Annotated in this window: 13 protein-coding genes; 5 read left to right on the forward strand and 8 right to left on the reverse strand. The window is 57.4% G+C overall.

Annotated elements, in window-relative coordinates; genetic code table 11:
* Position 1: 1 nt before the first annotated feature.
* The 3 genes from KHQ23_RS01520 to KHQ23_RS01530 all read right to left on the reverse strand — a co-directional run bounded on the left by KHQ23_RS01520 (position 2) and on the right by KHQ23_RS01530 (position 3,758).
* On the reverse strand, positions 2 to 844 hold the full coding sequence (locus tag KHQ23_RS01520) for a triphosphoribosyl-dephospho-CoA synthase (RefSeq protein WP_004143107.1): 843 nt from the start codon (positions 842 to 844) through the stop codon (positions 2 to 4).
* Positions 844 to 2,499, reverse strand: a complete 1,656-nt coding sequence (gene mdcA / locus KHQ23_RS01525; RefSeq protein WP_004176297.1) for a malonate decarboxylase subunit alpha — start codon at positions 2,497 to 2,499, stop codon at positions 844 to 846. Before mdcA ends, KHQ23_RS01520 begins: the two co-directional genes overlap by 1 nt.
* Before the next feature lie 224 nt (positions 2,500 to 2,723).
* On the reverse strand, positions 2,724 to 3,758 hold the full coding sequence (locus KHQ23_RS01530; protein WP_002903679.1) for an AI-2E family transporter: 1,035 nt from the start codon (positions 3,756 to 3,758) through the stop codon (positions 2,724 to 2,726).
* A 442-nt stretch (positions 3,759 to 4,200) separates the two neighbouring features.
* Here KHQ23_RS01530 and kpnE point away from each other — a divergent pair, with 442 nt between their 5' ends.
* Positions 4,201 to 4,563: a multidrug efflux SMR transporter subunit KpnE gene (gene kpnE, locus KHQ23_RS01535; RefSeq protein WP_002903681.1), complete on the forward strand. Its 363-nt coding sequence runs from the start codon at positions 4,201 to 4,203 to the stop codon at positions 4,561 to 4,563.
* Positions 4,550 to 4,879, forward strand: a complete 330-nt coding sequence (gene kpnF / locus KHQ23_RS01540; protein WP_023280030.1) for a multidrug efflux SMR transporter subunit KpnF — start codon at positions 4,550 to 4,552, stop codon at positions 4,877 to 4,879. Before kpnE ends, kpnF begins: the two co-directional genes overlap by 14 nt.
* A gap of 43 nt (positions 4,880 to 4,922) precedes the next feature.
* On the opposite strand, the gene KHQ23_RS01545 is transcribed toward kpnF, so the two are convergent.
* The 4 genes from KHQ23_RS01545 to KHQ23_RS01560 form a co-directional block, all read right to left on the reverse strand.
* On the reverse strand, positions 4,923 to 5,039 hold the full coding sequence (locus tag KHQ23_RS01545; protein ID WP_004224649.1) for a hypothetical protein: 117 nt from the start codon (positions 5,037 to 5,039) through the stop codon (positions 4,923 to 4,925).
* Between the two features lie 13 nt (positions 5,040 to 5,052).
* The gene (locus KHQ23_RS01550) at positions 5,053 to 5,865 is read right to left on the reverse strand and encodes a serine protease (protein ID WP_002903687.1); all 813 of its coding nucleotides are present in this window, start codon (positions 5,863 to 5,865) and stop codon (positions 5,053 to 5,055) included.
* Between the two features lie 938 nt (positions 5,866 to 6,803).
* The gene (gene asr, locus KHQ23_RS01555) at positions 6,804 to 7,223 is read right to left on the reverse strand and encodes an acid resistance repetitive basic protein Asr (RefSeq protein WP_002903693.1); all 420 of its coding nucleotides are present in this window, start codon (positions 7,221 to 7,223) and stop codon (positions 6,804 to 6,806) included.
* Positions 7,224 to 7,387: 164 nt separating this feature from the next.
* Positions 7,388 to 8,875, reverse strand: a complete 1,488-nt coding sequence (locus KHQ23_RS01560; RefSeq protein WP_004176294.1) for a carboxypeptidase M32 — start codon at positions 8,873 to 8,875, stop codon at positions 7,388 to 7,390.
* A gap of 216 nt (positions 8,876 to 9,091) precedes the next feature.
* Between KHQ23_RS01560 and KHQ23_RS01565 the strand changes: the two genes are divergently transcribed.
* Positions 9,092 to 9,184 carry a hypothetical protein gene (locus KHQ23_RS01565; RefSeq protein ID WP_004206050.1) on the forward strand — a complete coding sequence of 31 codons (93 nt, stop codon included), beginning with the start codon at positions 9,092 to 9,094 and terminating at the stop codon, positions 9,182 to 9,184.
* Between the two features lie 30 nt (positions 9,185 to 9,214).
* Here KHQ23_RS01565 and KHQ23_RS01570 read toward each other — a convergent pair whose 3' ends face one another.
* Positions 9,215 to 10,465 carry an MFS transporter gene (locus KHQ23_RS01570; protein WP_032434479.1) on the reverse strand — a complete coding sequence of 417 codons (1,251 nt, stop codon included), beginning with the start codon at positions 10,463 to 10,465 and terminating at the stop codon, positions 9,215 to 9,217.
* A 130-nt stretch (positions 10,466 to 10,595) separates the two neighbouring features.
* Between KHQ23_RS01570 and KHQ23_RS01575 the strand changes: the two genes are divergently transcribed.
* Entirely contained in the window at positions 10,596 to 11,498 is a 903-nt protein-coding gene (locus tag KHQ23_RS01575; protein ID WP_002903700.1) for a LysR family transcriptional regulator, read from the forward strand.
* A 123-nt stretch (positions 11,499 to 11,621) separates the two neighbouring features.
* The gene (gene mlc / locus KHQ23_RS01580) at positions 11,622 to 12,842 is read left to right on the forward strand and encodes a sugar metabolism global transcriptional regulator Mlc (RefSeq protein ID WP_002903701.1); all 1,221 of its coding nucleotides are present in this window, start codon (positions 11,622 to 11,624) and stop codon (positions 12,840 to 12,842) included.
* Positions 12,843 to 12,954: the final 112 nt, after the last annotated feature.

Raw genomic sequence — 12,954 nt, forward strand, 5'->3', positions numbered from 1 at the left:
GTTAGCCGGCAACTCTGTCGAGAAACAGGGTGGCGGCAAGGAGATCGGCGGCGCCTCCCGGCGAGGCGTTTAGCGCCAGCATGATTGCGTCCAGGCGGGCCAGGGCGGCGCGCCCGGCGAAACTGGCGCAACCGCCAGCCGCCAGCACCTCACAAGCGCCTTGCTGCATGGCCTGCAGCCCGGCCATACCGGCGCGCGACAGCACGCAGGTATCGCTCAGCGAGGTCATGATGGCCATCAGCGCATCAAGCTGCGCCTGCGGCTCACTGGCGCCTCGCGCCCGGCTGTGCTGCAGTTGCGGCAGCGCCAGGCGGGTGATATGCGGGAAACCACACTGCGCTTCCTCGCGGGCGCCTGGCACCTGCCAGCGGCGGCTGGCGCGAAGCCCTTTACTAAAGCTTTTCGGCGCGAAGCCGTCGGGCAGGCGGGCGAGGGCGGCGGCGGCGTCGGCGATCGCCTGTGACTGACCCTCTCCACCCAACATCGCCACCGCGCTGACCAGCAGGCCTAGCGCCCAGATAGCGCCGCGGTGGGTGTTAACCCCACCCGTCGCCAGCATCATCTGCGCTTCGCCTTCGCGGCCAAGGCGGCCGACGGTTTCGCGCAGGGCGATGTCCGCCGGGCGACGCCAGCTTTGCTCGGCCAGCGCGTGAAAGGTCGGCTGCAGGCTGCGGGCGGAGCGCTCCATCAGCGCCAGATTCAGGTCCTGATGCGCGCCGTTGCCGCGGCTATCCACCAGACCCGGTTTCGGGCTCAGGCGGGCTTCGTCAATCAGACAGGCGCTGGCGGTATGCGCCAGCCAGCTGACGCGGCTTTCTGCGTGCAGGGGGGAGAGATTTTTCATTACCAGCTCCGGAATTTTGCCGGTGGGTTGTACAGTCCGTCGGACCACTCCACCAGGTCGGCGACGCTGCCGGCGGCCAGCAGGGAGCGGGTGGCATCGCTGCGGCGAATCCCGAGATCTTCCGGGTAGACCACTTTGCCGCTCTGGCGCAGCGCGGCGACGCGTTTGGCGTCCACACCAAGGCCGATATCGGTGATCCCGGCCACCGCGGCGACCATCGCCCGGCGCTCTTCAAGGCTCTCCGCACGGTACAGGTAGGCGATACCCTCTTCGGTCAGGACGTGGGTGACGTCATCACCATAAATCATTACCGGCGCCAGCGGCATGCCGGAGGTTTTCGCCACCTCAACTGCATCCAGCGTCTCAACGAAGGTTGGTTTCACGCCGGCCTGGAAGGTTTCGACCATCTGCACCACCAGCTTTTTACCGCGTTGCATCGGGTCCGGCTCGGTGATCATATTGAGCCATGCCGGGGTGGCGTGGCGGCGACCGTGCGGGTCGTGGCCCATGTTCGGCGCGCCGCCGAAGCCGGAAAGACGGCCGCGGGTGACGGTCGAGGAGTTAGCCAGACCATCCACCTGCAGGGTTGAACCAATGAACATATCTACCGCGTACTGGCCCGCCAGCTGGCAGAAGGCGCGGTTAGAGCGCATCGAGCCATCCGGGCCGGTAAAGAAGATATCCGGGCGGGCGCGGATGTACTCTTCCATCCCCAGTTCGCCGCCGAAGCAGTGCACGCTCTCCACCCAGCCGCTCTCGATGGCCGGGATTAAGGTTGGATGCGGATTCAGGGTCCAGTGTTTACAGATTTTGCCTTTCAGGCCGAGCTGCTCGCCATAGGTCGGCAACAGCAACTCGATGGCGGCGGTATTAAAGCCGATACCGTGGTTAAGCGACTGCACCTGATGTTCCGCATAGATGCCCTTGATCGCCATCATCGCCATCAGTATGTGTTCTTGCTTAATCAGGCGCGGATCGCGGGTGAAGAGCGGTTCGATAAAGAACGGCTTGTCGGCAACCACCACGTAATCGATCCACGAGCCGGGGATATCGACGCGCGGCAGATCGCATTCGTCGTCCACCAGTTCGTTGACCTGGGCTATCACAATGCCGTCGTGGAAGGCGGCGGCTTCCACCAGCGCCGGGGTATCTTCGGTACTCGGTCCGGTATACAGGTTGCCTTTGCGGTCAGCTTTATAGCCGGCAATCAGCGCGACGTTTGGCGACAGATCGACGTACAGGCGCGAGTAGAGTTCGATATAGGTGTGGATGGCGCCGATTTCGAGCAGGCCATCTTCCAGTAGTTGCGAAATGCGCAGGCTCTGGGTGCCGGAGAAAGAGAAATCCAGCTTGCGGGCAATACCTTTTTCAAACAGGTCCAGATGCTCGCTGCGCCCGACGCTGGGCATAATCATATGCAGGTCGTGGATTTTTTGCGGATTAACTTCCGCCAGCATGCGCGAGAGGAAATCGGCCTGTTTCTGGTTGTTGCCTTCCAGCACAACCCGGTCGCCGGGGGCGAGCAGGTTTTCCAGTACGCTGACCAACTGGTCAGTCGGGATGACCTTACCTGGCATGTTCGCCTCGGCCAGCCGCCGCTGTTTTTCCGTTCGGCGACGGTTCCAGACCCGCCCCGTCGTTTGTTCGGCATTCATTAATAACCTCCTGATTCGACAAATCGTTTTGTTTGTCCTGGTGGAGATTAGTGTGCGACGCGAGGCTATGAGCATCAATTAAGCGCGGTGGCCGATCGTTAGCATCAGAGTAACGATTCCGCCGCAACGTTTGTGATGCGGATCAATAATACATAAGGCGTAGTGGTCTACGGAGAGAGTGTAGGGCAGGGAGCAGGCCGGCGAAGCGCCGGCCTGCGGAAGGACTACTGTTTACTGACATCGCTTAATAAGAAAGCGATACTCTGCCCGCCGCTGGTCTGCTCGAGGGCAATTTTGACGATAATCGTCAACGGCACCGAGAGCAGCATGCCAACCGGACCCAGCAACCATCCCCAGAAGATTAAGGACAGGAATACCACCAGCGTCGAGAGGCCCAGCCCGCGCCCCATGATACGAGGTTCGAGAATATTGCCGAATACCAGGTTGACGATCAGGTAGCCGGCCAGCACTACCAGCGCCTCGTACAGACCACCGAACACCAGCACCTGCAGGATCGGCGGAATGGCCGCCAGCACGGAACCGATATTGGGAATATAGTTCAGCGCGAAGGCCAGTAGCCCCCACATAAAGGCGAAGCGCACATCCAGCAGCACCAGCATGCCCCAGACCACCAGGCCGGTGATCAGGCTTATCGCAGTTTTCAGCACCAGATAATGCGATACGCTGTCGATGGCCCGCTGGATGGCGCCCATGCCTTCTACTGGTCTGGACATTAACTGCTGCAGCTTAGCGGGAAGCTGCGGCACCTCCAGCAGCATAAACACCACCGTCAGCAGCAGCAGAAAAATGGAGGACATGGCGTTCGACAGCTGAGTGAGCAGGCTGGTGACCAGGGTCATTACGGCGTTAGGGTCGATGTACTTATTGAGCTCGACCACCGAAACGGTGAATCCCATACGCTGCAGCCAGGGCGCGATGGTTTGCATCGGCTCATAGAGATAGTTGCGATACTGCGGCAGGGTGCGTGCCAGCTCGTTGAGCGAGGTCCCCAGCGAGGCCAGCAGCACAATGGCTAACATAACAATCAGGCCAATCAGTAGCGAGATCGCCAGCACGCGCGGTACCCGGCAGCGGACCAGTAGTTGGACCAGAGGATTGATGATCACCGCCAGAAAAAGCGCCAGGATAAACGGGACGATTATGTCCGCCGCAAAGCGAATGCCGGTAAGGATGATCACCAGCATGCCCAACATGATGACCATCTTTAATCCGTTAAGTGTAATAATGGGTTTAGCCATAGGATCCCGACCTCAAACTTCCTTGCCTATTAACAGGTTGCGTTACATTAGCATAATGACGCTTTTTTGCAGAACAAACGCATTGAAGAAAAACCGCGGCGTAAAGAATTGCAAAGTCTTTGAATTAAATGTAGCACTATGCTACAAATCTACCTGTGTTTAACTACTGAGGACAATTTTCATCCGCACCGGACGAGAAGCAACACCGCGGATAATTGTAATTTTATGGACAATCAGTTCAGGATGTATATTTTAAATCACCCCGCAGTATCCCTCACTTTTTCCCGTTTTGCCGGCGAACAGCACTGGCATTCGGCGCTATAGTCACCTTCTTTCTGCCTGAGCTGGCGCCAAGCGCACAGCGATATCTACGTCAGAAATTTTCCTGTTTACGTCTCGCGTAAACGGTAATGGATTATATTCTCAAGCAGGAGAAGGGATCATGTTTTATTGGATTTTATTAGCTTTAGCAATTATTGCTGAAATTACCGGCACCTTGTCTATGAAATGGGCAAGCGTGAGCGGCGGGCACACCGGCTTTATTTTAATGCTGGCCATGATTGCCCTGTCATATATTTTTCTTGCCTTTGCGGTTAAAAAGATTGCCCTCGGTGTGGCCTATGCGTTGTGGGAAGGGATCGGTATTTTACTGATTACCCTGTTCAGCGTGCTGCTGTTTGATGAGAGTCTGTCCCTGCTGAAAATAGCCGGCTTGACCACCCTGGTGATAGGGATCGTCTTAATTAAGTCAGGCACCCAGAAAAAAGCGTCTTCCAAGCAGGAGGTGGCCCATGCAGCAGTTTGAGTGGATCCATGCCGCCTGGCTGGCAATCGCCATTGTGCTGGAAATTATTGCCAACGTCTTTTTGAAGTTTTCCGACGGCTTCCGCCGCAAGATCTACGGCATTCTGTCCCTGGCGGCAGTATTGGGCGCGTTCAGCGCCCTGTCGCAGGCGGTTAAAGGGATCGATCTCTCGGTTGCCTATGCACTGTGGGGCGGCTTCGTTATCGCGGCGACCATCGCCGCCGGCTGGGTGCTGTTTGGTCAGCGTCTGAATAACAAAGGCTGGGCGGGGGTTATCCTGCTGGTAGCCGGCATGGTGTTAATTAAACTCGCCTGACGTCTCGCCGCCTGCAAAGCCAGGCGGCAAACGGAAGCTTCCTTCACGCCTTGCCCCGCTGTAATTGTGTCAGGTGACGCTGAGGGCTGCGCAGGTTCACTGCTTTTGGCTGGCGGAAAATCATTTCCGCCAGGACGATGTCAATAATGATATTCTTCACCGGCCTCGGTCCATTACTCACCGGCAAGCGCCTCCAGCTTATCGCGAAAGCCAGTCACCGCAATGGCGCGATTGTCCGCCCGCCAGCGATCCTGCGGGCCGGGGGCCGAACTCTGCACGGCGATCACCTGCCAGCCGTCCTCCGTTTTCAGCAGCAGCGGCGAGCCGCTGTCGCCAGGCAGGGTGTCGCACTGATGCGACAGTACGCTGGTTTGCGCCCACCCTGTCACGATGCAATCCTGGTGGCTGTAAAGATTATCGAGATGATCTTCAGGATAGCCAGACTGGGTAACTTTACGGTCCGCCGCCTTCAGCGCGGCGGTGAGATCGGCCTTGCTGCCCGGAAAGAGCGGGATCGGCGTAATGCCAGACGGAGCATAGCGCAGCACGATCAGACCAAAATCGGACGGCGCCGCAGCGGAAGGGACAATCCAGCCGTCGCCATCGGCTTTCAGGCGTCTGCCTAAGCTGGGATCAACTCGCCCGTCAATGCCGTGGATCTCATAGACCCAGTTGCCCTTGCGGGAAATAAAGCGCAGGGCGACCGCTTTGTCCGGCTTGCCGCGCGGGGGCGTTAACAGACAGTGGCCCGCGGTCAGCGCCAGATGCGGAGAGATGAGCGTCGCCGTACACAGATTGCCGCTGGCGGTTTCCAACTGGCCAATCGCGTCCCACGGACTCTCCTCGGGGCGGTTCACCGCTTTACGGTCATCGTGACCGAAAAACAACGTCTTAATATCTTTGGCGCTCAGTCCGCTATCATCGGCATGTGCGCCCAGAGGTAACAGATAAAATGAACACAGTAATAACAGAACGTCTCTACGCATATCACTCTCTGGGGAGGCTATGATGTCTATTGACAGTAGCAGGAGATTTAAGTTTTTGAAAGTAAACAATAATTCTAAACAGGCCAAACCGTATACCACATCAGCGCGCGGTGGGGTCTGGCGCTGGTAAAACCTCCTGATTTCAAGCGGTTAATACCAGTGTTCTGCTTGTGCTATTTCCGCAGAAAGTGGCGTCTTGCGCAACAAAATTCATGTATCAGAACGTACTGAATTCGGTTAATAATGCAGCAATTCATCCGTGGGATTATTCCTGGTTTGTCAGCATAATGCCCAAAAATAATACTTTTACCCACCAGATCTTCACCGGAATTCGCACTTCTTTACGCCTCTCGTAATTATTTTCAATGCGAAACATTTTCTCACCGAAAACGTTGTTACCGTCGCCCTGCCGTTGAGTAAATAGAGAGGTAGTACCGGCGATGATAGCCTGAACTCTATTTCCCCTGCGTTCGGAGGGCTTATGTCTAAAAAAGGTATTCGCGCACTGGTTTATGTTTCCCTGGTCTCAGTCGCTATCTGGGGCGCGACCGGCTATCTGGTGATGGAAGCCGTGCGTGCATTGTGATGGGCGCGCCACCCGGCAAGGGCCAGGCGTGCGACATATTACGACTAACATGTCTGGCGTCTTCTGGCGCCGGACATTTTTTTGCGCCGCAGAGAGTCACAGGATAATGGGAAGCGGGGAGCGGGTCAGCGATAGCCGCACGGTATTCATTTTAATGAAAAGCTGGTAGAAGCAGCAAAATGCGAACGCGGGATAAATAATTAAGAGAGGAAAAAACGGGTTGCAACCACTGCGCATATAATTAGCAGGATCAGGATGAGCTCAAAACGATAGCGCCGCAGCATAGTGCTCTCCAGAAAAAACGGCGCTGAAACAGCGCCGATTATTAAGAAGGTTGGTTCACCGGGAGGAATTATGCTGCCGGCTGTGCAGTCGGTTTAGCGGCCTGGTGTTTAGTGGTTTTGTGGTGTTTTTTCGCTGCCTGCGCTTTCTGGGCTGCCGGTTTAGCCGCAGCTTTGTGATGCTTTTTCGCCGCCTGAGCTTTCTGCGGAGCAGCTGGTTTAGCTGCTACTTTTTTGTGTTTTTTAGCGGCCTGGGCTTTCTGAGCAGCGGCTGGTTTAGCTTCTGCTTTTTTGTGTTTTTTGGCAGCCTGAGCTTTCTGCTCTGCGGCCGGTTTTGCCGCGGCTTTGTGGTGTTTTTTGTGATGGGTGGTCTTGGCAGCCGTGCTGTGGGTGGCAGCCGGTGCCTGAGTGGTGCTTACTGCGTCAGCAGCGAAAGCGGCGGAAGAGAGACCCATAGCAGCGGCAACGACCAGAGCTAATACTTTTTTCATTCTGATATCCTCGAAAAGTTTTCTTAATTTCAACCCCACTGCGGGGCCGGTGAAATCACTATATGCTTGTCTTTTCGAGCTTTCCGTGAGTGTTTGGTATCGGCGTGTAACCGAATGTACAAGGCGGGAACGACAGGACGCGCCGGGTAGCCCGGCGCGTATGATTACAGGTAGCGAGTGGTCAGGTGCTCGCGGAAGTAGCGGCTATTAAGATCCTCACCGGTGGCCTGCTGAATCAACTGCGAGGTGGTGAAGCGGCTGCCATGCTGCCAGATATTCTGCCGCAGCCAGTCGAACAGGGCGCTGAAATCGCCTTCCTCAATATCGCGATCTAATGTCGGCAGCGCGCGGCGGGCCGCGGCCATCAACTGCGCGGCATACATCGCGCCCAGGGTATAGGAAGGGAAATAGCCGAATCCGCCGTCGGTCCAGTGAATATCCTGCATGCAACCATCCCGATAGTTGCCGGTGGTCGACAGCCCCAGCCAGTGCTGCATTTTCTCGTCCCACAGCGACGGGATATCATCTACCTCAATCTCGCCGTCGATCAGCGCACGTTCAATTTCATAACGCAGGATGACATGCGCCGGGTAGCTCACCTCATCGGCATCGACGCGAATAAAGCCGGGTTTCACCTGCTGATTCCAGGCGACAAAATTGTCCTGGCTAAAGGCCGGCCGATCGCCAAACCGCTCGCGCACCGCCGGTAACAGGCGATTAAGAAAACGCTCGCTGCGTCCCAGCTGCATTTCAAAAAACAGGCTCTGCGACTCGTGGATAGCGGTGGAGCGGGCGAGTCCTACGGGCTGGTCGACCCACGGGCGAGGTAGATTCTGCTCGTAGCGGGCGTGGCCGGTTTCGTGGATCACGCCGAACAGAGCGCTGAGCAGGTCGTTTTCGTTGTAGCGGGTGGTGATGCGCACATCCTGGGGTACGCCGCCGCAGAACGGGTGGGCGCTGATGTCGAGGCGCCCGCCGTCGAAGTCAAAGCCAAGGATACGCATCGCCTGCAGGCCCAGCTCCCGTTGTTCAGCAATGGGGAAAGGCCCCTGCGGGGCGATTAGCGTCTGCTTCGCCTGCTTCTCCACCGCCTGGCTAAGCAGGGAAGGTAGCCACGATTTGAGATCGGCGAACAGGCTGTCCAGCCGCGCGCTGGTCATATCCGGTTCGAAAATATCCAGCAGCGCGTCGTAGCGTGAGCCGCCCCTGGCATCGGCGCGGATCTGCGCTTCCTGACGGCTCAGTCTGACCACCTCGCGTAGGTTGTCGGCAAAGCCCGTCCAGTCATTGGCGGGACGCTGGCTGCGCCAGGCATGCTCACAGCGGCTGCCGGCCAGCGATTTTGCTTCCACCAGGCTCTCCGGCAGCAGCGCCGCCTGATCGTACTGACGCTGCATTTCCCGCAGGTTGGCCTGTTCAACATCATTAAGATCCTGCTGGCGGGCTTCCTGTAACCATTGTCCCACTTTTTTATCGGTCAGGATCTGATGCTGCAGCACGCCGAGCTCGGCCAGCGCTTCGCTGCGGGCGACGCTCCCGCCCGGGGGCATCATCGCGAACATATCCCAGCCGGCGATGGCGGCGAGATGCGAAAAGCGCGACAGGCGCTGAAAGGTACGGGTAAGCTGCTGATAAGGCGTATTTTCAGTCATAGTGGCGTTCGGTCCGTGACAGGTGAATAAAGAGATTATCGCTTTGCCTCTACACTATCCTGATACGCCCGGCGGGTCGAGCGTTGCGCACAGGGGAAGGGAAAGACACATGGCGGGAGAATAAGCTCACCTCTGTGATCGGTGTGACAGAAAACGGTAACATAACGGTACTAAACTGTGATCGATTACACAGGTCTGGAGGTTCGGGGGTGGTTTATGAATCCGTTCACCTGGCTGTTTATTGCACTGCTGTCCGTTGATGCCGTCAGAGAGCTGATGGGCTTGTCTTCCATAATGGGCATGTGGTGAAACGTGGCCCGCAGGCCACGTCACACGCGACTATTTCAGTCGCTGATGTAAGCAGGTGCCGGTCAACAGCGCGGCAAGGAGCAGCAGCGCGATAAACCCACCGACGCCGTTCCAGCCGTAGTGATGCCAGAATACCCCGCCTAACGTCCCGGCAAGACTTGAACCCAAATAATAGCTGAACAAATACAGCGATGATGCCTGACCGCGGGCGCGGCGGGCGCGTGGGCCAATCCAGCTGCTGGCGACGGAATGCGCGGCGAAGAAGCCAGCGGAAAACAGCAGCATGCCGATGAAAATAAACCACAGGGAAGAAAAGAGCGTCAGCAGCAGGCCGCAGAGCATCACCGCTGTAAAGCCAAGCATCACCGGCCCGCGGCCAAAGCGTACGGTCATGGCCCCTGCCTTCGGTGAACTCCAGGTCCCGGTGAGATAAGCTACCGACAGCAGGCCTACCACCGCCTGGCTTAACGACCACGGCGACATCATCAGCCGGTAGCCAATATAGTTAAACAGGGTGACAAAAGCGCCCATCAGCAGAAAACCTTCGACGAACAGCAGCGGCAGGCCACGGTCGCGCCAGTGCAGACGGAAGTTAATCAGCAGCGTTTTCGGTCGCAGCGAGGTCGGGCGGAAATGGCGCGACTCGGGCAGGATACGCCAGAACATAATCGCCGCGGCCAGCGCAAAGCCGCTGATCGCCGCCAGTGCCACGCGCCAGCCGAAGAAATCGGTAAAGACCCCGGTCAGCAAGCGGCCGCTCATGCCGCCGATGGAGTTGCCGCTGATATAGAGTCCCATCGAAAAGGCGACGAAACTGGGGTGGATCTCCTCGCTCAGATAGGTCATGCCGACCGCCGCTACGCCGCTCAGTGACAGGCCGATGAGCGCGCGCATAATCAGGATGCCGTGCCAGCTGGTCATCATAGTCGACAACAGTGAACAGCAGGCGGCCAGCAGCAGGGCGGTGACCATCACCGGCTTGCGGCCTATAGCGTCCGACAGCGGGCCGGTAAACAGCAAGCCCACCGCCAACATCGCCGTGGAAATTGAAAGCGAAATACTGCTGCTGGCCGGCGACACGCCAAACTCGTTCGACAGCACCGGCAGGATCGGCTGCACACAGTAGAGCAGGGCAAAGGTGGCCAGACCGGCGGAGAACAGCGCGAGAGTGACGCGCATAAACTGCGGGGTGCCACGTTTAATAAACGGATCCGGGCGGGATGCACCAGCGACGCTGACCTCGCCCGCCGGCACGGTGTCAACGGTTGTAGTACGACTCACAGAGAATTCCTTGCGTAGAAGTTGTTGCTTACCAACAGAGTGTTGTGACCATTCAGCTCACATTTTTAGGGTATGAAAATGTAAATATTCTGTCTAATATATTAATAATCTCAAATAAGACGTTTTAAATATGAATATCGAGTTGCGTCATTTGCGCTACTTTGTCGCCGTCGCCGAGGAGCTACATTTTGGCCGCGCCGCGGCGCGACTGAACATCTCTCAACCACCGCTAAGTCAGCAGATTCAGATCCTTGAGCAGCAGACCGGCGCTCGCCTGTTTGCCCGTACCAACCGCAGCGTCAGCCTGACGGCGGCCGGAAAGCAGTTTCTCGCCGATAGCCGACAAATCCTCGCCCAGGTGGATGAGGCGGCTGCTCGCGCCGCCCGTCTACACCATGGCGAAACGGGTGAGCTGCGCATCGGCTTTACCTCCTCGGCCCCTTTTATTAAGGCCGTCTCCGATACGCTATCGATGTTTCGCCAACGCCTTCCGGATGTGCATATTCTCACCCGCGAGACTAACACCCGCGAACAGATAGTGCCCCTGAGCGAGGGGGCTCTGGATTTGGGGCTGCTGCGCAATACTCAACTGCCGGACACCCTGGCGTGGGAGCGGGTTCTGCGCGAGCCGCTGTTGGCGATGGTCCCGGCGAATCACCCGCTGGCCCGCCAGCCCTCGGTCAGCCTGGCGGCGCTGGCGCGCGAGCCCTTCGTCTTTTTCGACCCGCACGTCGGCACTGGCCTGTACGACGACATCCTCGGCTTGCTGCGCCGCTACGGCCACACGCCGAAGATTGCCCAGGAGGTGGGGGAGGCAATGACGATTATTGGTCTGGTGGCCGCCGGACTGGGGGTATCGATCCTCCCGGCCTCCTTTCAGCGCGTCCAGCTCAGTGAAATGCGCTGGCTGCCGATCGACGAACAGGATGCGGTATCGGAGATGTGGCTGGTGTGGTCTAAACACCATGAGCAAGGGGCACTGGCAAAACGCTTTCGTGAGGCGCTGCTCTCCTGGAAAAGCGAGCATAATTGAGGCGAAAAGGGGCTGGAAATGTGCGGTAAATCACAAGGCTAAGTAAAAATTTGACGTTCACCGTCGAAGTGCTTCACCATAGCCGAAAGTTTATTTCGAAGCGCGAAAATAAGGGAGTCAATGGTGGTAGCGGATAGTCAACCAGGCCATATCGATCAAATAAAGCAGACCAATGCGGGCGCCGTGTATCGCCTGATTGATCAGCTCGGCCCGGTATCGCGTATCGACCTTTCCCGATTTGCGCAACTGGCGCCGGCCAGCATCACCAAAATCGTCCGCGAAATGCTGGAAGCGCATCTGGTTCAGGAGACCGAGATCCAGGAGCCCGGCAGCCGCGGCCGCCCGGCGGTGGGGCTGATGGTGGAGACCGAGGCATGGCACTATCTGGCGGTGCGCATCAGCCGCGGTGAGATCCATCTTTCGCTGCGTGATTTAAGCAGTCAGCTGGTGGTGGAGGATCAGCTGGAGCTGGCGCTTACCGACAGCACGCCGTTTCTGACGCGCGTTATCGACCATATTGATCGCTTCTTTATTCGCCATCAAAAGAAGCTGGAACGCCTTACCTCCATCGCCATGACGATGCCCGGTATTATCGATACCGAAAATGGCATTATTCATCGCATGCCGTTTTATGAGGATGTTAAAGATGTCCCGCTCGGCGAAGCGCTGGCCAATCATACCGGGGTGCCAGTCTATATTCAGCATGACATCAGCGCTTGGACTATGGCGGAATCTTTGTTTGGCGCCTCGCGCGGCGCCCGGGACGTCATTCAGGTGGTCATCGATCATAACGTCGGCGCCGGGGTGATCACCGATGGGCGCCTGCTGCACGCCGGCAGCAGCAGCCTGGTGGAGATTGGCCATACCCAGGTCGATCCCTACGGCAAACGCTGTTACTGCGGCAACCATGGTTGCCTGGAGACAATTGCCAGCGTAGAAAGCGTGCTGGAGCTGGCGCAGATGCGCATGGCGCAGTCGATGAGCTCGCTGCTGCACCAGCGTCCGCTGAGCGTGGAGTGGCTTTGTCAGGCGGCGCTGCAGGGCGATTTGTTAGCCCGGGACATCATCAGCGGCGTGGGTAATCACGTTGGGCGGATTCTGGCGATCATGGTCAATCTGTTTAATCCGCAGAAAATTCTGATTGGCTCGCCGTTCAATCTGGCGGCAGAAATTCTTTTTCCGGCAATTTCCAGCTGTATTCGGCAACAATCTCTCCCAGCCTATAGCCGGCATATTACCGTTGAAAGTACTCAGTTCTCCAACCGCGGAACGATGGCTGGCGCGGCGCTGGTCAAAGATGCGCTCTATAACGGATCCTTACTCATACGACTGTTACAGGGTTAACATTTTTTCATAGTCACACCAAAAATTGCGCTATCTCAAGCTGACCTCAGACGGCTTCACGTAGACTTTGCCCACCGTTGATTATTTCTCTCCCGTATATTTCATCGACAAA

Origin of the sequence: Klebsiella sp. 64 (assembly GCF_018223915.1) — a bacterium.
GTDB lineage: Bacteria > Pseudomonadota > Gammaproteobacteria > Enterobacterales > Enterobacteriaceae > Klebsiella > Klebsiella pneumoniae.